The organism is Acetobacter sp., from assembly GCF_022483985.1.
In the GTDB taxonomy this organism is placed as follows: Bacteria; Pseudomonadota; Alphaproteobacteria; order Acetobacterales; family Acetobacteraceae; genus Acetobacter.
This window is the reverse complement of sequence record NZ_JAKVME010000001.1, coordinates 2,289,128-2,312,784: the sequence shown is the minus strand read 5'-3', so window position 1 is coordinate 2,312,784 and position 23,657 is coordinate 2,289,128. Positions and strand designations below refer to the sequence as shown.

Below are 23,657 nucleotides of genomic sequence, written 5' to 3'. Positions count from 1 at the left end.
GGTCATTTTAACTACCTAGAGACTTTCGATAATAACACCACGTTTTAGGTAGCTGTTCGTTGATGTCGGAATAATTGAAGGATTGACTGTAGCATCTGTTGGAAGAGCAAAGCCGCCAATCCAATACCAAGACTGAGCAATGATTTGTTTTAGACGATCCAAGGGCTCTCTTGTGATCATCATGATTCCATCAACATTTTCGACGAGAGCACGATCACTATCCGGAATATCAACTGATCCATTGTAGTCGCCTTCAATTAAGGCGCCTTGACCACAGACGATAGCCCGATGGATGACGCCACTACCGAGTGATGCTTGTAGAGGAGCTTCAGTAGTGGGAATAAATCGTACGCCTAAAAGTTCTACAATGGAGCCTGAGCGATATGCTTCACTGCCATAGGCACCACGATAAAGATATTTAAAATCGCCATCACGAAAAAGACCGAGCATCTGCTGGTCATCAAGATAGCAGTGATATGCCCCGTCGATAGTTGGCACGTTATTCATTCGCAAAGCGGCAACTGCAGAAAGAACAGTCTGGATACCAAGAGTATCACCAGTAATGTAATTGCTCGAGCCGTAGTTTCCTTCCGGTGCAACCAACTGTGCTGTAGTAAGCCGATTGTTAGGGCGAAGAACAAGGGGAGCAGTTGAAGCGACTACTGCATTCCCTTCGGTTCCATCGCTCACTGAGACTGCCGTAGAGAACGTCAGGACTCCGGATATTCCCAAGGGAGCAGTGGAGGTATTAACAGAATCGTATGTGGTACTGATGAGAGTGTAGGCATTGCTTCCAACGGTTACAGTCATGCCTGACGATTGAGCGACTGACACTACTTGGCCTGTTGCGTTGAGAACTCGTTCAAATCCACGGACGTCGTCGACCGAAATCTGGGTGCTGGAGGCGCTGATGGAAGATGTTACGCGAGTGTTTCCACCCATATAGCCGCCAACACCGGAAGATGGTCCAGAGAAAAGTGTATTTCTTGCAATTCTATCTAGTGATTGAAGGGCTTGGATACCATTTGTGTTTGCATTGGCGAGAAACTGATCACTGATTCCAACACCTTCGCTAACAACGTTAAGATCAATAGTATCACCATATTGGTTTATTGTTAATGTGTACTGTTCAACGGACCAGGTCGAAGGTGTAAGGCCATTATCAAAATTGGTATTTTGTGATGGGCTCATTGGAACTGTAACTGGTGCCTTCAAGCCTTTGCGAGTTTTAGTAATACTTTCACCAATTCTGTTGGGAAAAATTTCTCTGTCTGCAATGGCGCGAAAAGCGATTCGAGACTGTAGACCAGCCGAAAATTCGCGTGCCAGGTAGCCTTCCTGGATAATAGGTTGCAGTTGAGCAGGAAAATTATCAATAGCCATTAAATTTCGACCTCAATTGTATCTACGAGCGTATGAAGGGGCTACTTTTTTCAAAGAGCGTTTATATTCAGATTCGGACATATCTTTAACTGGCAAGGCTGTGTTGGCTTTAGCTTTTGGAATAAGTACTGAACGAGATGTGCTATTGTTTGTTCCAAAACGAGCGGTATCAGAAAAAAGAAAAGGTTTTTTTGATTTTAAATCAGCTATGGCAGAATCAATTCCAAGAATATTGCCATTTTCATCTAATTTAATTTCTGAGGAGTTCAAAAGTGGCAAGCAATCCAAATCGATTAGTCCAGAGGAAATAGCCTGTGATTTTATTTCAGAATCAATTTTTATTTTAGAAATTTCTTGTGATTGCTTGGCGACCATAGTCGCAGTTTCAGCTTTTAGATTGGCCAATTCTGCCTCGACAGAAACGGCATATGCTTTGGATGCAGCGAGGTCTGCCTGAACTTGAGCAAGTTGACTTGAAAATGCATTGGCGACACTGTCGGCCGCTGATCGAGGTGCATTGAATGCTTCATCTGATGTATTATTGCCCATGCTTTCAGATGAGACAGAGTTTACGTCCATTTTTTCTCCACAGCGGCATTGATTTATTGTCGTTAAGATAATTCATTGTCGTTCAATATTTTTTTTATTTCTTCAGTAACATGTTGAACATGCGTTGCAGGTTTCATCATTCTGACTGCGGTATCCATTGACACAACCCCAGATGATTTTGCTGACTGCACCGCATTGGCGATAGTCTGCATGTCTCCAAAGGTCGGTTCAAACCATGCAGGCCAGACTAACGAAATATTTTTTACCTGAAGCGCTCCATAACTATGTCCTGAAATTTCCAAATCTGAAAATTTTTGAGTAAATAGAACAATCAGTTTTATAACGGAAACTAATCCACAGTCACCATAAGATCTGCGTAGTCGGCCTACCAGCCATGTTAAACCGAGGCACATCAGTTCCATTGCCCGTCCTGATTGAGCCGCGCTGACCCGGTCTCCATGTGCGCGGTTACCGTGCATTGCTTCTAGAGCAAGAGAGCGTAAGGCCTGCCACATATTGAGAGCAGCCGCTGCTCCGGTTCCATTAATTTCGAGAAGTTTGGCATCACTACCTTGCGGCAAAGCGATTGCGTGGGAGGCATCTTTTGTAAACGATGAAGTCAAACCATTTGAGATTTGATATTCATCAACAGAAAGCACCATTGTTGGATCAGAGGAGTATCGTAGACCTCTTACGGTTTGTGACAGGAGATAATCGGCATCAATCATCGCATCAATGCCAGCACTAAAAGTACATTTTCCATCTGCGGCATTTGGATCTGCTGACGGAAGGTTTTTGATCCAGACAATAGGTACAATACCTAATCCATGTTGGGTGCAGCGTTCTTCGTCTCTTGTCAGAGATATATTTTTTTCTGTATTGTACTCTACTCGTACGGGATCGTACCAGACAGTTTCAAATTCGGTAAAATCTCTTGTAAACCAATAGTTTCCATCAGGAAATTCGCCGAATCCGGCTTTCTTTAATCCCTCGGCATCGACAATATACTGCTCTCTTACATGAACAAGTTTTCTTGGGTCAAGAAGTGAGAACGTAGGTTCCAGAAAGCATGTTCTTTTCAGCTCAATGACAAGCTCATTGTCTATGGCCTGCACTAGAATCGCAACTGAACCGACAGCGCCGATTACAGCGGCCTGTTCCATGAGGGAGGGCAGGTTGAGATCAAAACAAATTTTTCTGATTTTGGCTTCTATTTCACAATCTTCGTTTTCTGTTTCATTTTGTATGTGAATGGAAGGCCAATGTGAAGCGCTGAAAAGCAGTGAGACAGTGTCATCAACGACGATATTACATAAATGTGTTCTGATGGATGGTCGTCTTTTGTTGATAGGAATATAGGAACCATCTCCGCCACAGGTTTTAAAAAAAGGATATCGAATGTGATCGTAAAGACTACCATTTAAAATTTTTTCTAGAGCAAGAAGATTTTTTGTTCTTTCACAGTATTGTGTTGGAAAATTCATGCTTTTTTTTAATTCATGCCAGTCCATTTTCTTTTCCTATCTATCAAGAATTTTATTTGTTTTTATGTCAAATGTATTTTCAGAAAACCTGAAGTATAAATAGTAACCACTGGCGTCTACAAGATGGTCATATCCTTGCTTTTTATCTGGCTCAGATGTGCCTGGTATAAAAGCGTAACGTTCATAGCTTTCTATGCTTTTTATACATTTGGAAGAAACAAAAGCTTTTTTTTCTTTTAATGAATTTTCAAACATGGAGTTCATGAAATTCATCCTGTCACGCACTCGTGGAGACTGTTTTCTTGTTTTTATATTTATTCCATATGATAGGAGTATAGATATATCGGTTTTTCCCGAAGCTGATGTTTTGCGGGCCTGCCCTGCGGGATCTGGATATACTGTGATGTGTTGTGTAGAATAATTTTCTGATCCAGAAAAATCTATTTGTTTTGTTCCGTATCTTTTCAGAATTTCCTGTGACATTTCGTCGGTATTCGATGTTTGTATAATTATTTCGTCTACTTGTGTCGTGGTTAAATTTCCATTGTTATCAGTTGTTTCCTGCCAAACTGTCGCCGACATCGGATTTATGTTGAAATCCATACCTATATGGACATGTTTTTTTTCATCATAAATGGTATTTTTAACAGAGTGTTTTCGTGAAAATGCATATAGGCAGCGCCCGCAGAATGTTTCAAAAGAGGCTTCATATTCCTGTCGGTAGACACGAATATCCAGACTGCCTTTTGCATTACTGAGTTCTTCAGGCGAGACATTGCCACCATCCAGGGTGGTGTAAGAACATGACCACCAACCGTTTTCATGCGTTTTTCCCTGCTGGCCTTTCAGGTAAAGATCATAAAAATGATCTTTACCCTTGGGTGTGCCGATAAAGAGTGCGTGACCCTCGCATGTCGAAAGCATTGGACGGATTACTTCAGTCCAGGCTTCAGGTGAAGTATCTGCCCATTCATCACCTAAAAAAAAAACAAACCGCTGCCGCGCAGTGAGTCGTAATTTTCTAATCCTACAATGCGTATAATATGCCCCTGTGGTCCGACTTCCAAGGAAAGCTCTGTCTCTCTTGGAGGGCGGATAAGCCATTTTTTGGGGATGTTGGCTTTCAATTTTGGCCAGAATATTTTTTTTGCCTGTTTGTAGGTTGGTGCGGCATACCATATCTCATTATCAGGGCTGATATTTCTGGAAACTGCATTTTTTACTGCGCGACGGATTTCCTCCGCAGCTTCAAATGTTTTTCCGAATCTTCTTCCGCAGGCTGCGACACGAAATCTTGCGTCTTTTTTCCATCCTTGCTGATATATGCTCATTTGAGGTGGTGTCAGAGATATTCTGTCTTCAATCTTCATAGTGATCTTTGTTTTTCGTATTGCTTTCCTTGGGTGGTGGGTCTGAAACTATTTCATCCCTGAGTCTCGTGTTCCTTTCTTCTGTTGAGTGTTGGTTGGAATTTGAAAGATCTGCTTTTTCAGCCCGGGCGAGGCGACTTGAATGATCCCTCAGGAGTGTTGTAATAAGACGGGTGTCTGGAATTCTATCGATGATAGGTTTTCCTCGCTCATCTATAACAATTTTTCCTTTTTCTGTTCTTCTTATTTGTGGGATGCCGCCGAAAGCGAGGTCGTGGACTGCGGCGGTCATTTCATCGTGAAAAAAAGTTCGTGCTATTGTTAACCTCTGGCGTTCGTCGGGATTTTTCTTTAAGTAATAATATAAATCGCTAAGAGGGCGGTTAGCGAGTCTCATACAATTTGAACTGTTGCCTGTTTTTGACACGCAATCACAGATGGAAATAAAGTCAGCCCTGGTCATGGGCTTCTGTTTTTTTGTCATTTAATTTTCGTTTAGATTGTATGTGATTCTTTTTGTGTTCGCTTTAATTTTATAGCATCCCACGAAATTGGGTTGCCGGGAGCAAGAGGTTCCCATCCCGCTTCTTTACGCCTTTCACTGGCCTGTTTCATGGAACCTGAAGAAAGTGCTATTTTGATCGATAAACGATGTATATAGCTTCTGCTTGCGCCAGTTATTTTTGCAATATTTCTTATGGAAAGACCTTTTTTTTGAAATTCTGAAATTTTACTATAGACTTCTTTGCTGTAATTTTCGTCGAATTTTTTTGCCATTTACTTTTTCAATGTATTTTTTGAAATTCTAATTTTTTACTGCAACACCGAGTGAATCTGTCCATGTTGATCCATTCCACCACACAGGAATGCCTCTGTTGGTCGATGTTGAAGCGCTGGAGTAACAATCTGAACAATAACGCTGATCACCAGAGCTCGTGTTTGTAGTAGGCAATGAGCTGTAGGTGTTGCTTGGTGCATTTATTGCGCCATTTGATTTTAGTATTGCATCAATAACGAATGTACTCTTCGTGGGACCGTTTACACCCAGAACATGCATGTTCCCATCCGTGCTGGCATAAAGATAACCGGCAAGAGCGTTGCTGGCATTCATCAGGATAAGTGATTTTCCGCCATTGATAACAAGATTATCGTCGACTTCCGGGGTTCCCTGTCTGTTTACGGAGAAGCCGCAACCTGTGTAGCCACATAGGCTGATGCCATTGGGATAATTGGCGGGATTAAATTCCAGATGTTCCTGAGTCGTTCCATCCATGGAAAGTTGGTGCACGTCGTTGTGCCCATCAATCTGAACGCCCATGCTGGTGGTAATGTCGTTGTAGTCATTCTGATTGCTGGTATCGTCAGCGTTGCGGGTATTCCAGATTGTCAGACGTATATCATGTGAATAGGCAGGCCATGTTGTATCCGCATCCCATCCGGGTCTATTCGACTGTGCAAAATCTGCGACAACCTTCTGGGAGCCTTTGCTATAAGCGGGGCCACCATACCCTGCGGAGGCAAAGGAGTGTGAGGCGACATTCATCGAATACCATTCGCCTGAAAGGACGAGAGTGTTTGCATTGCCTCCGGCCAGATTCATGTCGTAGCTATCTGGGCTTGGAGAGGTCGTGCCGCTGTAAGCAACGGTAATGCCTTGCATATAGGCGGTTTCTCCGGACGTATCGTCATTCCAGAGATCATATTCAATACCTTCACAGCTACGAACCTGATTGTTTATTTTTCCTGTGGGGTCGTTGATGTCTCCCGGAGATGCGTGTGGGGTTGGGCCGGGAAGATAGCAGATGACGTTATTATCAAAGGCTTTTGTGTAAACCCCGAACATGATCGCCGGATCGGAGAAGTCTGACCAGACCGTGTCAATAGCGGGCGTGGTGCCGTCCAGCGAGGTCGTTCCCGGTGTTTCCGTGCTGGTGTCAGTATTGGGAAAGTTCTGTGTCTGATTGAAAATCCGCCACCCATCGGTCTGAACATTGGTGACGAGACCTGACGCATTTGTCGCATATCCCGTTAGTTCAGCGACAAAAGTTGCATTTTTATAACTGGAAGGATTGACGCCGATTTCATTGGTCATCATGCGGGCATGATTATGCGATTTAATCCAGTCAGACCATTGCTGTGGAAGAGGATTGGAAAAAGTCGCGCCCCAGTTATAGAATGTTGGGATATGGGTTAATCCGTCAGGCGCAGTGATGGCGCTGCCTGTGGTAGTGAAAACAGGCGAACTGGGCCCCGCGTATGTATAGCGGGCGACAGCGTCATAGTTGTCGTAAGCCGCTGCGCCGCTGGCATAACTGGGTCCAACGCCGGCAATGGATCCACGCATGTTTTCCGACTGCATGAAAACGCCTTCGACAATGCCCATATTGCCGCCGGAGTAGGGAATGTTATGCACAAAAAGCGGCACCCCATCGAATTCCTGCGAACCGCCCAGACGCAGATGGTTGGGCGGCATATAGTCATCCACATAACCATTGCCGGAGGAGTCATATCCCATTGTCCAGCGATGATTGAAGGCGATTTTCGGATTGCCGTACTGGGTGGCTGATCCGGAATTGGTGGTCCATGTGACCGGATCATTCCAGCCAACTGTGGAGTAATCACTGGCCGTTGCCGCGGTTGTGGAAACCGGAGACGTGACGTTGCCGCTTGAATCCAGCACGGCCAGACCGCCCGCGACCCCCATCAGTGATGTCTGGATTGCTCCGACTGCCAGAGAATAGGCGGAACTTGCGGTTGACGTCGTGGAGGCCAGAGAGTTCGTATTTTTCTGTGTGGTACTTGCAAGCTGTGCAAGAGTTTTTCCAGTGCCGGTTACAACGGCGCTTCCATTGATCTGCGTGACCTGAAGGGTGCTGTCGGCGTAGGCGCTGGACGTGGCTGTCGTCAGAAGAAAAACAAACCATGGCAATGGAGCAAGGTAGTGATGCAGGCAGGCGTATCCGCCCCGCGAAGCGTTGAAAATCTTCGAATATGGAAATGTCATTTTATCTCGACTGATGAAGACAGAGTGCAATGAATAAATCTTGCGCATATGAAAATGCGGCAGGCTGGAATGACGCAGATATTAACGTGTCTCTACTTGCCGCGCCTCACCGGGACATACCCGCATTCCCCGGTTTTCTGCTCTCCGGGCTTTTCTCAACCGGCCAAAGCGGCTATCCGCGCCTTGAGCAAACAGTTCCGCCCCGCAATCCAGGGGCATGAGACGCGGCGAGGTCACATGAGCGACGATGTTGATACACTCCGGCAGGACTGCCTCGCGGCCCTCGCTGAAGCCACCGACCAGCGTGGCTGGGATGCCATCCGCGTCTCGTTTCTCGGAAAATCCGGCCGTCTGACGGGACTGCTCAAACAACTCGGAGGGATGGACGCCGAAGAGCGGAAGGTGCGTGGTGCCCAGCTTAATCGTCTCCGTGATGAACTGACCCGCGCCATCGAAGATCGTGGTCGGGAGATCGAGGCTGCCGCACTTGACGCACGCCTCGCCGCCGAACGGGTTGATATCTCCGTGCCGGTCGTCGAAGCCGCTCTCGGCGGGCTCCATCCCGTCAGTCAGGCGGTCGAGGAAATCACCGCCATCTTCGGTGCGATGGGCTTCACCGTCGCCGAAGGGCCGGACATCGAAACCGACTGGCACAATTTCTCCGCGCTCAACACGCCGGAACACCACGCCGCCCGCACCGATCACGACACCTTCTACCTGCCACCGGAAGGCGATGGCCGGAACCGCGTCCTGCGCACCCAGACCTCCGGCGTACAGATCCGCACAATGCTCGGCGAGAAACCGCCGATCCGGATCATCGCGCCGGGCCGTACCTACCGCGCCGACCACGACGCCACTCACTCACCGATGTTCCATCAGTGCGAAGGACTGGTCATCGATCAGGGCATCACCCTTGGCCACCTGAAAGGCACTCTGATCGAGTTCCTGCGCGTCTTCTTTGGCAAGCCCGATCTGCCCGTGCGGTTCCGTGCTTCCTATTTCCCCTTCACAGAACCTTCCATGGAGGTCGATATCGGCTGGTCCCGCAAAACCGGCGAGATCGGGGCAGGGGAAGACTGGCTGGAAGTTCTCGGAGCCGGTATGGTCCACCCGCGCGTGCTGGCCAATTGTGGCCTGAACCCCGAGGAGTGGCAGGGTTTCGCGTTCGGCATGGGCATCGAGCGTCTCTCCATGCTCAAGAACGGCATCCCCGATCTCCGCTCATTCTATGAGAGCGATGTCCGCTGGCTCACCCATTACGGGACCGATCCACTCGCACCCGCCCTGCTGCACGAGGGAGTCTGATCCATGAAGTTCACCCTGTCCTGGCTCCAAGACCATCTCGAAACCTCCGCCACGCTGGAGGAAATCTGCGCCGCCCTGAACCGCATCGGCCTTGAGGTCGAGGGCGTCGAGCAGCGCGGGGCCGCCGTCGCGCCGTTCCTCACAGCCCGTATTCTCTCCGCCGTCCAGCATCCGAACGCCGACCGCCTGCGTGTCTGCCGCGTCGATGCCGGTCCGGGCTTCAAGGATGTGCAGGTCGTCTGCGGCGCGCCGAACGCACGCGAAGGTATCTCCGTCATTTTCGCTCCGCCGGGCACTCATGTTCCCGGTCTCGATATCACCATCAAGGCGGGCAATATCCGTGGCGAGGCCAGCGGCGGCATGCTCTGCTCGCTCCGTGAGCTCGGCCTGGGCGCGGAATCCGATGGTATCGCCGAACTGCCGGAAGATACGTTCCCCGGCCAGTCCTATGCCGACTTCGCGGGCCTCGACGACACCGTCGTCGAAATCGCCATTACTCCGAACCGTGGTGACGCGTTGGCCGTGTATGGCATCGCCCGCGACCTCGCCGCCGCCGGTCTGGGCAAGCTGAAGCCGTTCCTCGCCGACACGGTCGATGGCACTTTTCCTTCACCGATCAAGTGGGACGACACTTACACCGAAGCCTGTCCGTGGGTGCTTGGACGCACCATCCGGGGCGTGAAGAACGGTCCCAGCCCGCAATGGCTGCGCGACAGGCTGGAGGCCATCGGCCTGCGTTCCATCTCCACGCTGGTCGATATCACCAACCTCTTCGCCATCGACCTCGGCCGTCCCCTGCACGTCTTCGACGCCGCCCGTATCAAAGGCGACACGCTCACCGTCTGTCGTGGCGGCAACGAGACGATCCGTGCGCTCGACGGCAAGGACTATATCGTCACGTCCGAAGACTGCGTGATCGCTGACGGCGCGGGCGTCCAGTCCATCGCCGGCATCATGGGCGGCGAAGCGACCGAGGTCACGGACGCCACCACCGATGTCTTCGTCGAATGCGCCCTGTTCGACCCGATCCGCATCGCCCTGACCGGCCGTCGTCTCGGCATCAACTCCGATGCCCGCTACCGTTTCGAGCGTGGCGTCGATCAGGCTATGCCAGTCATGGCCCTCGAAGCCGCGACACGCATGATCATGGACCTGTGTGGCGGCGAGGCGAGTGAGGTCGTGTCCGCTGGTGCCCAGCCGCACTGGCAGCGCACGGCGAAGCTGCGCTTCGACCGTGTCGCGTCCTTCGGCGGCCTCGACGTGCCTGCCGATGAGTGCGTGATCCTCCTGGAGCATCTCGGCTTCGAAACAAAGGCTCGTGATGAGGGCAGCGTAACCGTTGCGGTCCCCTCATGGCGCAATGACGTGGCCCAGGCGGTCATCCTCGATCCCTCTTCCGACATTTCCGCTGACCGTTGCATGGAACTGGAAAAAGCGGTCGCCCGGATCGAACCCGAATGTGACCTGATCGAAGAAATCCTTCGCATCAAGGGGCTGGATCAGGTCAGGCCCGTGCCGCTGCCGACCCGCTCGGTCGTGCCGGGTGTGGCGCTCACACCCGGACGCGCCCGTCTGGCCCGCGCCCGTCGAGTCATGACCGCGCGCGGTCTGATGGAGACGGTCGGCTTCTCCTTCATCGCTTATGAGGAAGCCAGAAAGTTCGGCGATGCGCCGGACTCCCTGCGCCTCCTGAACCCCATCGCCGCCGATCTCGACCAGATGCGTCCGACTCCGGTGCCGAACCTGCTCGCCGCCGCCCGCCGCAACACGGCGCGCGGCTGGCCCGATCTGGGGCTGTGTGAAATCGGAGCGGCTTTCAGCACGGACGGCCAGACGACAATCGCCGCCGGTCTCCGTGCCGGGCGTACGGCCCGGCAGCCGGGTCTTGCCGCCATGCCGATGACATTCGCCGCTGCCAAGGCAGATGCGCTCGACGTGCTGACCTCGCTCGGCGTACCGGCTGACGCCCTGACCGCCACGCCCGATGCGCCCGGCTACTACCATCCGGGCCGTTCTGGTGTGCTTCGTCAGGGACCGAAAAACGTGCTGGCCCATTTCGGTGAACTGCACCCGTCCATTCTGCAGGATGCCGGGTTCGATGCGCCTGTCGTGGTGTTCGAGGTGTTCCTCGATCGTATCCCAGAGCCCAAGCGCCGCAAGAAGTCGGCGCCGGAACTCTCGCCATTCCAGCCGGTCCGGCGCGATTTCGCCTTCCTCGCCGCGCATGACGTGGCGGTGGAAAGCATCCTCCGTGCGGCCCGTGGCGCTGAACGCAACCTGATCGCCGGTGTTTCGCTCTTCGACATTTACGAAGGCGACAAGCTGCCGGAAGGTCAGAAGTCGGTCGGTATCGAAGTCGTTCTTCAGCCGAAAGACGAGAGCCTGACGGATGCGCAGCTTGAAGCCGTGTCCGCGAAGGTCATCGCCGCCGTCGCCAAGGCCACCGGCGCATCCCTTCGCTCCTGAAGGAGAAACTCCACATGACGTGGAACCGTCGCGGTGATATGAGCGCAGCATGACCTGCGATCAGCTCCCTTCTCCGGCTCTCCTGCCGCCGGGCTTCATCGACCTCCTCGCGGTCGATGCCCAGACCGAGGCGAACGGCACTCAGGCGCTCCTGTCCGTGTTCGCCAGCCACGGTTATGAGCGCGTCGCGCCGCCATTGATGGAGTTCGAGGACACGCTGCTCGGCGGGGCAGGGGCGGCGCTGGCCGATCAGGCCTTCCGCCTGATGGACCCCGATACACGTCGGATGATGGCCCTGCGTCCGGACATCACGCCGCAGATCGCGCGCATCGCCGCGACCCGTCTGCATGATACGCCCCGCCCCCTGCGCCTCTCCTACGCAGGGCAGGTCATTCTGGTCGGGAATGGCACGGCGGGACAGAATGAACGCCAGATCGGGCAGGCCGGAATTGAACTGATCGGCCCCGACAGCGTGCAGGCCGACGCCGAGGTTGTGGCTATCGCCGCCGAGGCTCTGGCCCGCGTCGGTATCACTGATCTCTCCTTCGACCTGACAATGCCGCCTCTGGCCCCTTCCCTAATCGAGCAGGCTGGGCTGTCGGCCGCCGCCACAACCGCCCTGATGCACGCCCTTGATCGCAAGGACGCCGCCGCCGTCGCCGAACACGGAGGGCCGGTCGCGGACGCCCTGATCCGTCTGCTCAATGCCGCCGGTGAAGCGGATCAGGCGCTCGCCGCCCTGCACGATGTCAGTCTGCCTGAAAAGACTCGCGCTTTCAGTGAGCGTCTCATGGAGTCCACCGCGGCGATCCGCTCCCGCGTGCCGGGCTGTCAGGTGACGGTTGATCCGGTCGAGTTCCGCGGCTGGAAATACCACACCGGGGTCTGTGTTTCAGTCTATGCGCTTGGCTCACAGGAAGAGCTGGGACGGGGCGGCCGCTATCTGTGCAACGACAATGAGCCCGCCTGTGGCCTGACCCTGCGGCCCAATGCCGTCTTCCGTGCGGCTCCCCGGAGGGAGCAGCCGCAGCGGGTGTATCTGCCGTTCGGCACGGATGAAACCGTGGGCCGCGCTCTTCGTGACAGGGGTTATGTCACTGTGGCAGGTCTCGTCGCCGAGCCACACGAAGAGGCAGAAGCCCGTCGTCTCGTCTGCTCTTTCATCAGCCGGGATGGAACACTCGTTCCGGTCGTCTGACCGTTCCTTTCCACGGAGGCTGTGGCCTCCTGTATTCCTATCATTTACCATCGGAGAAGCTGCGTCATGTCGAATGTCACCGTGATCGGGGCCCAGTGGGGCGACGAGGGCAAAGGCAAGATCGTTGACTGGCTGGCCAGCCGCGCCGACGTCGTCGTCCGCTTTCAGGGCGGACACAATGCGGGCCATACGCTGGTGGTGGGTGATCAGGTCTACAAGCTGTCCCTGCTGCCGTCCGGTCTCGTGCGCGGCAAGATCGGCATTATCGGCAACGGCGTCGTCGTCGATCCGCAGGCGCTGCTGTCGGAAATCGACCGCGTGGTGGCTCAGGGTCTGCCCGTCTCTCCGGCAACCCTGAAAATCGCTGAAAACGTGCCGCTGATCCTGCCGGTGCATGGTGCGCTCGACCGTGCCCGCGAAGCCGCCCGTGGCGACCGCAAGATCGGCACAACCGGTCGCGGCATCGGTCCGGCCTATGAAGACAAGGTCGCCCGTCGCGCCATCCGCCTGTGCGACCTCGCCGAACCCGAGACACTCGACTGGAAGCTCGACGAGCTTCTTCTGCATCACAACACCCTGCTGGCTGGCCTCGGCGCCGAGACGTTCGAAAAAGCCGACCTGCTGGCGTTCCTGAATGACATCGCGCCCAAGGTTCTGCCTTACATGACGCCGGTCGCCGACCTGCTGGAAGCCGAGCGCAAGAACGGCAGCAAGATCCTGTTCGAAGGCGCTCAGGCTGTCATGCTGGATGTCGATCACGGCACCTATCCGTTCGTGACCAGCTCCAACACGGTTGCTTCCAACGCAGGCACCGGTTCAGGCATGGGACCGGCAGCGGCTGGCTTCGTGCTCGGCATCGCCAAGGCCTACACCACACGTGTCGGCGAAGGCCCGTTCCCGAGCGAACTGTTTGACGAGACAGGTCGTATTCTCGGTGAGCGGGGTCATGAGTTCGGAACGGTCACGGGGCGTCCGCGTCGCTGCGGCTGGTTCGATGCCGTTCTGGTGCGTCATGCGGCGCAGGTCGGCGGTGTCAATGGTCTGGCTCTCACCAAGCTGGACGTGCTCGACGGGCTCGATGAAATCCGCATCTGCATCGGCTACGATCTCGATGGCGAGATCATCAGGCGCTTTCCCGCCGCTCCTGCCGCCCAGAGCCGTGTCAAACCGGTCTATGAGACGCTGGAAGGGTGGAAGGAATCCACAAAAGGCGCGCGTAGCTGGGCAGAACTGCCGGCACAGGCCATCAAGTATGTCCGCCGGATCGAGGAACTGGTCGAAGCGCCCGTGACCCTGCTGTCCACCAGTCCGGAACGCGACGACACCATTCTGGTACGTGACCCGTTCGATTCCTGAACGAATCACGCTCTTTTATAAGAGTCCGTTAATAGCTGCCCGCTACCCTTTGCGTATTCTGAAATGCGTAAAGGGTGAGCATGGCCGGGGCAGACGAATTCGGGCAATCTGAAGCGGGAGACAGCCGGAGCCTGACAATCGACGGGCGCTATGTCATCAATCCTGATCATAAGCTCCCCGACTTCGTCAATTGCCCTTCCTATCAGGTCAAGGACACTGTCTCCCCGACAACCGAACTCCTTGCTCTGGCGCCGTCGGCGCTCCTGCCACCGCAGGCCAGCGCCGCCGTTATCGCCAAAATACGGGTGCCCAACCTGCTGCCGGTCAGGTCGTTCAACGATGCAACCGGCTCACTGTGGATTCTGTGCGATGCGCCGCCCGGCAATCCTCTGAGTGACGGCGGCACATGGACGGAAACCGCCGTCCTTGAGCGCGTCATCGTTCCGATTGCGAGTATCCTTCACGCTTATAACGAAGCTGGCGTTACCCATCGCGCTATCCGGCCGGACAACGTGTTCGATGCGGGTGGACGCAGCGCGGTATGTCTCGGGCCCGCAGTGACGGCTCCTCCCGCATATTTCCAGCCAGATCGGTTTGAACCGCTGACATCCGCACTGTGCGAGCCTGCCGGACGTGGCAGCGGCAGCATAGTGGACGATATCTTCTCTCTCGGCGCCCTCGCGGCATGGTTGCTGGGAGGATGCGCGCCTTACCGGGACGACGCTCCGGGCGGTCTGCTTGAAGAGCGTTTTCAGAAAGGCAGTTTCGCTGTGCTGGCGGGACATCTGCTACTTTCGCAGGATGTGGCTCCCCTGCTCGCGGCCATGCTGTCGGATGACCCCGCAGCAAGACCCTCGCCCAGAGACCTGCTTCATGCGGCGGACCACAAGGGATATGTCGTCCGTCGTAGCACTGCGGCAACGGCTCCGATCATGCTGGGCTCCGTACGGATCAAGACGGCCCGGGCACTGGCATGGTATGCCGCACGGTATGGAAAGGAATTCGCCAGCCTTCTGGTCAGAGGTGTTATCGAGCGCTGGATGTCCTACGAGCTGGGAATGCCTCAGGCGGCGGGCAGGCTGGCTCTGCTGGCCCGGGATGCGGCGCTGGCTGAAGACGGCACTCTTGCGTCTTCAGGCACCCTCATGGAAATTATTTCCGCGATCGACCCGACCATGCCCCTGTGCTGGAACGGTATATGGTTCTGGCCGGACGCCATCGGTCAGTTGCTGACATCCGCGCTGGCGGGGAAAAGCACGACCTCCCTTGATCCCTCAACGGCTGTTTTCGAGCTGATCCGCACCGGCCGTCTGGACAGGTTTGCGCTCGTTACCACGGTAGCCACGCAGGCAGCCGCCTGTGCCGTGGTGCAGAAGGCCGCGCGACAGGTTTCCGTAGAAACTCTGTCAGATATCGACAGGCTGCCTTATGCCCTCAACCCCTATCTGCCCTGTCTGTCGCCGCGCTGCGAGAGCGATCGTCTGACGGCGACATGGGCCCTTCTGCAATGGCTTAATGCCGGGCAAGACACAGAAACCGCGGGAGCGACCGCGCTGCTTGACAGGCAGATGACGACCTTCATGTCGGTGGCTGCTCTGAGAAGCCGCCTTGTGGATGCGTTCAGTGATCTGGCTATAACGAAGAACAGTTGGCCTCTGGATCTGGCGCTTCTTGCGAGACTGCAACATCTTTACATGACCGGACCGCTGAAGGGGATCGGCCGCAAGCTGCTGCCGCATCTGACGCCGGAACTGAAACGCTGGCGCAGCCGCAGCACCAGAACTTCCCGTGGAGAACAGTTGGCGGTTGCCTCAGGTGAGGGCGATCTTGGCCTCATGCAGAAAATTCTTACGGATCCGCAGGCCCTGCGTCGTGACCAGACAGCCTATAGCGCCGCACGGAAGCAGGAGCATGCGCTGAAAGCAGAGCGTGAACGGCTCGAACGGCAGGATACGGACGTGCCACTGCCCATGAGAAACGAGATGATCCGTCTGGCAACGGCTGTGGGTGTTGTCTGCGCCATAGGCTCTCTTTGCGCGGAGATTGTGCTGTGACAGCCTCAGTCGCCAAGGGACAGCGTGGCTCCCTGATGAAATGGGTCAATGGTCTCGCCTGCGGAGCCGCTCTGGCGTGGCTTCCCGGTTATTCGCTGCTGATAGGGATCATGCTGGTCCCCCTGATTACGGTCTACATGCTGGACAGCAATCGGGGAGAGATGATGGCCAGAATGATGATGCCTTATGCGTTCGCGGCTCTCGTACATCCGTTTCACATGCTGTGGAACGCGGACGGATCGATGGAAGCAGCCATCATGCTGCTGATGAATCCCATGACCAGTGTCGTCGGATGGAGCGCTGCGGGAGGAGGCTGGTTCGTTTTTGAACTGGCTATCGTCGGGGTCAAGCTCACCCGCCAGCTACAGGTCCGTCAGCGTAAGGCCGCCATTACGAAGGAACTGGCGGCTCTGTCAGATGAATGGGATGAGCAGGCGATAGAAAGCTCATAGGCAGTGGTATCGGGAGGCCTCTCCACTGAAGGCATGACGTCCTGCTGAGAGAAATGACCGCCGGTTGTCCCCGGCAGGAGATATGCCTGTCCGGGGCGGTTGAAATAACGCTTTTCACGCAGCCTCATAGCTTGGACATGAGGCTTTCAGCCGCGTCGTTCAGGGTCGGTCTGTATCCCCGAATGACAATGTGATCGAGCTATTGGCAGGAAGTCTGCCGTGTCTCCTTTCTCGCCGACGGGAGCATGCCCAGCGCTCCCCGATCGGTTGCCCGCAGCGGATCTGCCCCGGCGTGCGGGATACTATTGCCATCATTACAGCCATCACGCATGAAAGCACCCAACTTTCCTTTTGAAGGTGATGAGAAAGGAAAAAGATCGATCAACGAAGGCAACGAGGGGCGGAATGTGAAGAGAATACGAGGTCTCGAAGGAATTCGGGGGCTGCTGGCTCTTGCTGTCGCCTATCAGCATACATTCGGTATCATGATAGGCTGGCAATCCGGGCGTTCAATGATCACGAATGCGCCTTTCGCCGTCGATGTATTCTTCGCCCTCTCTGCCTATGTTCTGATAAAATCGTACGATGACAGATTTCCCCGCGTGAGTATTCGGGAGGCTGTCAATTTTTACTGGTCCCGTTTTCTCCGGCTTTACCCACTCCATTGCGTCATGCTGTCTGTTGTGGTGGGAGTTTTCTACGGAATGGTGCATGGCATCCCATCCTATTTCAGTAATAATGTAAAACGTGACCTGATCAGCAACTATCTGATGACCCAGTCGCTCGTCACATCTGAGTCCTTTTCAATCAATCTGCCGTCATGGTCCATTTCTCTGGAGTTTTATCTGGGGTCTCTGGTCGTGCTTCTGGCGGTTTTCTGTCGTCCATTGTTCTACGCGGTCTTCGTGTTTTTCCTTTTTGTCGCAGAGCGTCATGGATTCCGTGTCGCAGGCAATAATGACCCGGTATTTCATGGTGTGAGTGCAGGAATGCTGCGGCTTTTACTGAGCATGGGCATCATGGTTTCCATCATGGATGTCGTAAAGCGTCTGCAAATCAGAGAAAATGTCGCGGAAGCTCTCTGTGTTTTCGGCGTTTTCACGATTGCCGTATCAACCATCTGCCTGCCGCCACCATTTCATCCGGTACCGATCTATCTGGTTTCGGTGTTGTTCGCCGCCGTCGCCATCGCGTTGATGGATAAAGCCGCTTTTGTTGACAGGGTCATGGGCAACCCGGTTTTCTTCATGCTGGGAAAACTGTCCTACAGTATTTACCTGGTGCATTTCCCGGTCAGCATGTTTCTGGTGTACCTGTTCCATGTCGACCTGTCCTATGACGCAGGCAACTGGATCGTACACTTCTCCATCCTGATGACGCTTCTCGTGTCATGCCTGACATACGAATATGTCGAGAAACCTTTCATTCTCATGGGACGAAAAGTCCGCCTCTTCAGCAAGGACAGTTCTGTCAAGGCATGAGGTCGTGACCGGTGCTGATCCCGTGCAGAGGTTGCTCGATGGACAGGACGTTCAGCAGGATGGGATCAAAAGGGTATACCATCAGCCTTTCTGCCTGCCCTTCCTGTCGAGGAGATTGACGGGGCGCTGCCCCGAACCCCGCCAAAGGCGCGCCTTTGGAAACTGTTTGATTATCAATAAATCGGGGTGCAGGGGCCTGCGGTCCCTGCCGGAGGAGGGCGGAGCCCGCATCGACCTCCGCAAAGGCCAGTCAGTTAAGCCGACCGCATAGACCGGCCTTGCTGTTTTGCTGCGCTTTGCCCGGGCAAAGCCTGTTGCGGGAAAACTCCCTGAAGTCAGATCGTTTCAACGCGCCTGCTGGATGGCCGAGAGCAGCCAGCCCCCGCCTGATGCCGGACGTACGAAGGTCCACAGTTCCGTCACCGTCACAGGATCGGCGGAACTGCCGCTGACAACACGTCCCATCATGTCGGTCGTCATGTCGATCAGACTGTAGCGCAGGGCAACCGTGGCGTAATCATAGCCGTTTTCCGACCAGGCTTCGGACAGATCACCCTGAAGAAAACGGACATCCGACACGACATTCCGCTCACCACGGCTCGCCAGACCGGCCAGTTCCTGATTGAAATAGCTGACCATTTCCGGTGTCGCCATCCCTTGCAGGGCGGGGATGTTCTGTTGCGTCCATGCTGCCTGTACGTTCAGCAGAAGCTGCTGAAACGCCTGATAATCCTGCGGACCGATCTGGATGGTGCGCTGAGTGCCCGGAGAGGGACGTCCAGCGTTACCTGCGGGCGTAAATCCGCCATTGCCAGCGGACGCGCCGCCATTCTGCCTGCGCATGAAGAGACCGAACAGCCAGCGTACGAGGAAGACGCCCAGCATGATCTGGATCAGCAGGCCGATAAACCCGAAAAATCCATGAGCCCCACCCATCAGGCCATGGCCCGACATCAGACCAAACAGCCCCGCCCCGAGCAGGCCACCGGCGAAGCCCGTCAGAAACGGATGCCGAGAAGGTGGCCGCATCATGCCGCCGTTATTGTAGGCTGGCGCACCGTAAGTGTTGTTTCCATAGGAAGGAGCCTGCTGGGGCGCAATGGAACGCTCCATCGGCGCCGCACCATAGGGCGAGGTCCGGGTGGGGGCCGGTGCGGACCATGTCCGGCTGCCACGGCTACCCATTGAACCGCCATTGCCCGGTCGTGCATCCGCAATGCCTGCGAACGACGCAAGAGAAAGCGCAAGAACCACCGCTGTCGTCAGAACGGGGCGAGTCTTCATGAGAGTCAGGGTCAGTCTCCGGTCGATCAGGATAGAGGTGCTGCTGGGTAAACTGCCCGTCGCACCTCGTTCAAACGATTAGAGCAGATCGTGATTGGGTGGACTCACCCAATCACGTGAAGATGCTCGATAAACAATGAGTTAGAGCCTTCTGCGATGAGATGCCTCATCGCAGAAGGCTCTAAAATCTGTCTCAGTTCCCGGCCACGCTCATGCCGTCAATGCGGATCGTCGGCGCGTCAGAGCCGAAACGGAATGACAGATCGTCCGCCAGTTGTAGACGCCCAAACATGTCCAGAAGATTGCCGGCAACTGTGAATTCCGCAATCGGCTCAGCCAGTTGACCATTGCGGATCATGAAACCGGAGGCGCCACGGCTGTAATCACCGGTCAGACCGTTGATCGATGAACCCATCATCTCGGTGACATAAACACCCTCGGCAATGTCGGCCATCAACTCAGCCGGCGACACCGTTCCCGGTGCGAAATACAGGTTGGAAACACCGGGAGAGGGAGGGGACGATGTGCCCCGGCTCGCCCGTCCGTTGGTGGTCAGGCCAAGCTGGCGCGCGCTCCGACAATCGAGCAGCCAGTGCTGCAACACACCGTCCGCAATGAGCTCCAGAGGCGCACACGCCACGCCTTCGCCGTCGAAGGGCTTGGAACGCAGACCACGCTTTCTGTGCGGATCATCCACCACCCGGACGCCGGGTGCGAAAATCCTCTGCCCCATCTTCTCTTTCAGGAACGAGGTCCCGCGCGCTACAGCTCCGCCGTTGATCGCCCCTGTCAGATGGCCGAGCAGCCCGTTGGACACGCGCGGAGCGTAGACCACCGGCAGAGTGCCCGTGCGGGGCTGGGTCGGATTGAGACGCGCCACCGCGTTGTGACCGGCATTCGCGCCGATCAGCGCGGGGTCTTCCAGATCGGACAGATAGACCGTGGAATGAAAATCCCAGTCCCGCTGCATCCCCGTTCCCTGACCGGCCAGAGCGCTCATGGAGACGGAATTCCGGGTGCGTTCGTAATAGCCCGCAACACCCGCCGAGCTAGCCAGCGCGACAAGACTGCGGCCCCACGTGGCGCTGGCTCCGGCTGAATTCGTCACGCCTGCAATGGCATGGGCGGCTTCTTCGCTGGCGCGCGCGCGGGCCAGAAGCTCTTCAGCCGTGGGCTCGCTGGCATCCACGAGGTCGAGACTGTTTTCGGTCAGGCGACCGATCAGCGGAATACCTTCCGGCAGCCCGGCATATCCATCTTCCGGCAGGACATGCGCCATTGCCAGCGCCTGATCGACCAGCGTGTCGAAACCGCTCCTGTCCAGAGTGGAGGTCGAGACAATGGCCGAACGCCTGCCGACAAAAACCCGCAGGCCGAGGTCGGTCGTCTCCGAACGCTCCAGTTCGTCCGTTACGCCATTTCTGACGCTGACACCGAGCGACGTGCTGCCAACACAGATCGCATCCGCCGTGTCCGCGCCTTTCTTCCGGGCAAGACCGGCCAGCTCGCAGGCGAGGTCGAGGGGGAGCAGACCGGGTGATGAAGCGGTCATGCTGCCAGCCGTCCTTGCAGGGTGTCGAGCGTCATCACGCCATCAATCGGTCCGATGGACGCCAGTGTCGGCGCACTGCTGAAAATCTTCCCAGCCACCCGGCAGATATCCGCCGGTGTCACGCTGTCGATTTTGGCGACCGTTTCGGCAATCGGAATCAGACGACCGAAAATCTGAAGCTGACGGGCGATCTGCTCGCAACGGCTGCCGGTGCTTTCCAGCGACATGAGCAGCGAGGATTTGAGCTGCGCCCGGGCGCGGGAGAGCTCGTCCATGCCGACCGAATGCTGCACCTTCTGGAGTTCGGCCAGCGTGACCGGAATCAGTTCACGCGCTTCTTCACCGCCGGTCCCGGCGTAGATGCCGAACAGACCGCCATCAAGGAACGGCGTGGTGAAGGAGTAGACCGAATAGACCAGCCCGCGCTTTTCACGGATTTCCTGAAACAGACGTGACGACATGCCGCCGCCCAGCAGGGTCGAGAGCAGCAGGGCGGCGTGATAGTCCGGATCACCATAGCGGACGCTCGGGAAGCCCAGCAGGATGTGCGCCTGATCCAGATCCTTGCCCAGACGGAACTCACCGCCTGTATAGCGACCGGGCATGCGATCCGGCACAGCGCCCGTCGGCAGGTCGGCGAAGTGACGGCTGACCCGCTCGACCACATCGTCATGATGCAGATTACCCGCCGCCGCGACGACGATGTTCTGCGTCGTGTAATGCGTCCGCATGTAGGACATCAGAGTCTCGCGGCTCATCTCGCGGATCAGCCCTTCCGGACCAAGCGTCGGCATGCCCATCGGTTGGCCGCTGAACGCCGTTTCCTGAAAATGATCGAAGATGATGTCATCTGGCGTGTCGTTGGCCTGACCGATTTCCTGAAGAATCACGCCACGCTCACGCTCGACTTCCTCGGGCAGGAAGGTCGAATGCGTCAGGATATCGCCGATGATGTCCACACCCAGCGGCAGGTCTTCCTTGAGCAGCTTGACGTAATAGGCCGTCTGCTCGCGGGCCGTGTAGGCGTTGATGTGGCCGCCGACATTCTCGATCTCTTCGGCAATCCGGGCCGCCGAGCGGGTCGTCGTCCCCTTGAACGCCATATGTTCGAGAAAGTGGGAAACACCGTTCTCTTCGGGGCGCTCATTGCGCGTGCCGGTGGCGACATAAGCGCCGAATGACACGGTTTCGACGCGGTCCATGCGTTCTGTGACGACCGTCAGGCCGGAGGGAAGGCGTGTCTGCTGAATGGGGTCGGTCATGAGCGTCCTGAAAGGGGAGTGGCGGAAAATCGCCACTCCTGAGATGAGAATCAGCTTCTGTTGGAGAGAACGGCTGACCTTACGGCGTCTTCAACGGTTCCGAGCGCGTTGTCCACGACGCGGAAACGCTCCTCACGGTCGAACAGGTCGGCAAGCGCCGGAGGCAGCGCCGGTGTGATGCCTGTGGCAGCCCGCATCGCATCCGGGAACTTGGCCGGATGCGCGGTCGCCATGGCCACCATCGGCACACCGGGTTCACGGAATTTCCGTCCGGCCGTGATGCCGATGACGGTGTGGGGGTCTGCAAGATACTGGCTGTTCTGATGCACGGAACGGATTTGGGCTTCCGTCTGTTCATCATCAAGGGCCAGACCCGAGAAAAGCGTGTGAATCGACTCCCACACCTTCTCCGGCACATCCATCTTTCCGGTTGAGCGGAAGCCGGTCATCAGTGTGGCGCAGGCTTCGGCGTCACGACCAAGGAATTCGAACAGCAGGCGTTCGAAATTCGATGACACCTGAATGTCCATCGACGGCGACAGGCTGGGCACGACCTGACGCGCCGACATGTCATTGCTGTCGAGGAAGCGGGTCAGGATGTCGTTGCGGTTCGAGCCGACACAGAGATGCTTGATGGGCAGCCCCATCTGCTTTGCAACCCACGCCGCCAGCACGTTGCCGAAATTGCCTGTGGGAACGGCGAACGAGATCTCCCGATCCGGCGCGCCAAGCGCCAGCGCGGAATAGACATAGTAGGGAATCTGCGCGGCGATACGCGCCCAGTTGATCGAGTTGACCGCAGACAGCTTCATGTCCTGCCGGAACGGCGCATCGGCGAACATCGCCTTCACCATGTCCTGACAGTCATCGAACGTGCCCTTGAGGGCGAGATTGGTGATGTTGCTGTCCAGCACCGTCGTCATCTGGCGGCGCTGCACGTCGGAGGTGCGACCTTCCGGATGCAGGATCACAACCGTCAGGCGGTCACGGCCACGGCAGGCTTCGATAGCCGCGGAGCCTGTATCGCCGGAGGTCGCGCCGACAATGGTGACGCGTTCGTCGCGCTCGGTCAGGACGTGATCGAACAGGCGTCCGAGAAGCTGAAGCGCCATGTCCTTGAAGGCCAGCGTCGGACCGTGGAACAGTTCCTGCACATACAGGCCGTCCTCAATCTGGGTCAGCGGCACGATGGCGGCATGATCGAACTGCGAATAGGCGTCCCTGCAGAAGCCCAGCAGCGTATCGTGGTCGATCGACCCGGCGGTGAAGGGCGCAATGATTTTTGCGGCCAGTTCCGGATAGGGGAGCGCCCGCATGGCGCGCCATTCATCGGCGGAGAACTGCGGCCATGATTCCGGCATGTAAAGCCCGCCATCCTCGGCGAGACCGGCAAGCAGGATATCGGAGAAGGAGCGGACCGGGGCGTTGCCACGGGTAGAGACGTATTTCATGCGCTT

19 protein-coding genes are annotated in these 23,657 nt (G+C 55.9%); 7 read left to right on the top strand and 12 right to left on the bottom strand.

The window, feature by feature from the left end; translation table 11 throughout:
• Positions 1 to 15: 15 nt before the first annotated feature.
• The 8 genes from LKE90_RS10245 to LKE90_RS10210 are packed head-to-tail and all read right to left on the bottom strand — an operon-like array spanning position 16 to position 7,790.
• Positions 16 to 1,383, bottom strand: a complete 1,368-nt coding sequence (locus LKE90_RS10245; RefSeq protein ID WP_291493564.1) for a DUF4043 domain-containing protein — start codon at positions 1,381 to 1,383, stop codon at positions 16 to 18.
• A gap of 12 nt (positions 1,384 to 1,395) precedes the next feature.
• Positions 1,396 to 1,962, bottom strand: coding sequence for a phage scaffolding protein (locus tag LKE90_RS10240; protein WP_291493566.1), 567 nt, complete (start codon positions 1,960 to 1,962; stop codon positions 1,396 to 1,398).
• A 32-nt stretch (positions 1,963 to 1,994) separates the two neighbouring features.
• Positions 1,995 to 3,443, bottom strand: coding sequence for a phage portal protein (locus LKE90_RS10235; protein ID WP_291493568.1), 1,449 nt, complete (start codon positions 3,441 to 3,443; stop codon positions 1,995 to 1,997).
• A gap of 9 nt (positions 3,444 to 3,452) precedes the next feature.
• Positions 3,453 to 4,340: a hypothetical protein gene (locus LKE90_RS10230; protein WP_291493570.1), complete on the bottom strand. Its 888-nt coding sequence runs from the start codon at positions 4,338 to 4,340 to the stop codon at positions 3,453 to 3,455.
• A gap of 53 nt (positions 4,341 to 4,393) precedes the next feature.
• Positions 4,394 to 4,786 (bottom strand): Terminase-like domain protein, encoded by a 393-nt coding sequence (locus tag LKE90_RS10225; RefSeq protein ID WP_291493572.1) that lies wholly within the window; start codon positions 4,784 to 4,786, stop codon positions 4,394 to 4,396.
• On the bottom strand, positions 4,776 to 5,270 hold the full coding sequence (locus LKE90_RS10220) for a hypothetical protein (RefSeq protein WP_291493574.1): 495 nt from the start codon (positions 5,268 to 5,270) through the stop codon (positions 4,776 to 4,778). Before LKE90_RS10220 ends, LKE90_RS10225 begins: the two co-directional genes overlap by 11 nt.
• 11 nt (positions 5,271 to 5,281) lie before the next feature.
• Positions 5,282 to 5,563, bottom strand: coding sequence for a hypothetical protein (locus LKE90_RS10215; RefSeq protein ID WP_291493576.1), 282 nt, complete (start codon positions 5,561 to 5,563; stop codon positions 5,282 to 5,284).
• Positions 5,564 to 5,591: 28 nt separating this feature from the next.
• Complete coding sequence (locus LKE90_RS10210; protein WP_291493578.1) at positions 5,592 to 7,790, bottom strand: hypothetical protein; 2,199 nt, start codon at positions 7,788 to 7,790, stop codon at positions 5,592 to 5,594.
• A gap of 237 nt (positions 7,791 to 8,027) precedes the next feature.
• Between LKE90_RS10210 and pheS the strand changes: the two genes are divergently transcribed.
• The 7 genes from pheS (at position 8,028) to LKE90_RS10175 (ending at position 18,102) form a co-directional block, all read left to right on the top strand.
• Positions 8,028 to 9,095 carry a phenylalanine--tRNA ligase subunit alpha gene (gene pheS, locus LKE90_RS10205; protein ID WP_291493580.1) on the top strand — a complete coding sequence of 356 codons (1,068 nt, stop codon included), beginning with the start codon at positions 8,028 to 8,030 and terminating at the stop codon, positions 9,093 to 9,095.
• 3 nt (positions 9,096 to 9,098) lie between these two features.
• A complete protein-coding gene (gene pheT / locus LKE90_RS10200) occupies positions 9,099 to 11,561 on the top strand; it encodes a phenylalanine--tRNA ligase subunit beta (RefSeq protein ID WP_291493582.1) in 2,463 nt (820 codons plus the stop codon).
• A 49-nt stretch (positions 11,562 to 11,610) separates the two neighbouring features.
• Positions 11,611 to 12,759 (top strand): ATP phosphoribosyltransferase regulatory subunit, encoded by a 1,149-nt coding sequence (locus tag LKE90_RS10195; RefSeq protein ID WP_291493584.1) that lies wholly within the window; start codon positions 11,611 to 11,613, stop codon positions 12,757 to 12,759.
• A gap of 66 nt (positions 12,760 to 12,825) precedes the next feature.
• Positions 12,826 to 14,115 (top strand): adenylosuccinate synthase, encoded by a 1,290-nt coding sequence (locus tag LKE90_RS10190; RefSeq protein ID WP_291493586.1) that lies wholly within the window; start codon positions 12,826 to 12,828, stop codon positions 14,113 to 14,115.
• Between the two features lie 80 nt (positions 14,116 to 14,195).
• Positions 14,196 to 16,169 (top strand): hypothetical protein, encoded by a 1,974-nt coding sequence (locus LKE90_RS10185; RefSeq protein WP_291493588.1) that lies wholly within the window; start codon positions 14,196 to 14,198, stop codon positions 16,167 to 16,169.
• On the top strand, positions 16,166 to 16,621 hold the full coding sequence (locus LKE90_RS10180; RefSeq protein ID WP_291493590.1) for a hypothetical protein: 456 nt from the start codon (positions 16,166 to 16,168) through the stop codon (positions 16,619 to 16,621). The genes LKE90_RS10185 and LKE90_RS10180 overlap by 4 nt, the downstream gene beginning before the upstream one ends.
• Before the next feature lie 407 nt (positions 16,622 to 17,028).
• On the top strand, positions 17,029 to 18,102 hold the full coding sequence (locus tag LKE90_RS10175; protein WP_291493592.1) for an acyltransferase family protein: 1,074 nt from the start codon (positions 17,029 to 17,031) through the stop codon (positions 18,100 to 18,102).
• Positions 18,103 to 18,447: 345 nt separating this feature from the next.
• Here LKE90_RS10175 and LKE90_RS10170 read toward each other — a convergent pair whose 3' ends face one another.
• The 4 genes from LKE90_RS10170 to thrC all read right to left on the bottom strand — a co-directional run bounded on the left by LKE90_RS10170 (position 18,448) and on the right by thrC (position 23,651).
• Positions 18,448 to 19,386, bottom strand: coding sequence for a Tim44 domain-containing protein (locus tag LKE90_RS10170; protein WP_291493594.1), 939 nt, complete (start codon positions 19,384 to 19,386; stop codon positions 18,448 to 18,450).
• 193 nt (positions 19,387 to 19,579) lie between these two features.
• Complete coding sequence (locus LKE90_RS10165; RefSeq protein ID WP_291493596.1) at positions 19,580 to 20,938, bottom strand: TldD/PmbA family protein; 1,359 nt, start codon at positions 20,936 to 20,938, stop codon at positions 19,580 to 19,582.
• Positions 20,935 to 22,200, bottom strand: coding sequence for a M16 family metallopeptidase (locus tag LKE90_RS10160; RefSeq protein WP_291493598.1), 1,266 nt, complete (start codon positions 22,198 to 22,200; stop codon positions 20,935 to 20,937). Before LKE90_RS10160 ends, LKE90_RS10165 begins: the two co-directional genes overlap by 4 nt.
• Positions 22,201 to 22,250: 50 nt before the next feature.
• Entirely contained in the window at positions 22,251 to 23,651 is a 1,401-nt protein-coding gene (gene thrC / locus LKE90_RS10155; protein ID WP_291493600.1) for a threonine synthase, read from the bottom strand.
• Between the last annotated feature and the right edge of the window lie 6 nt (positions 23,652 to 23,657).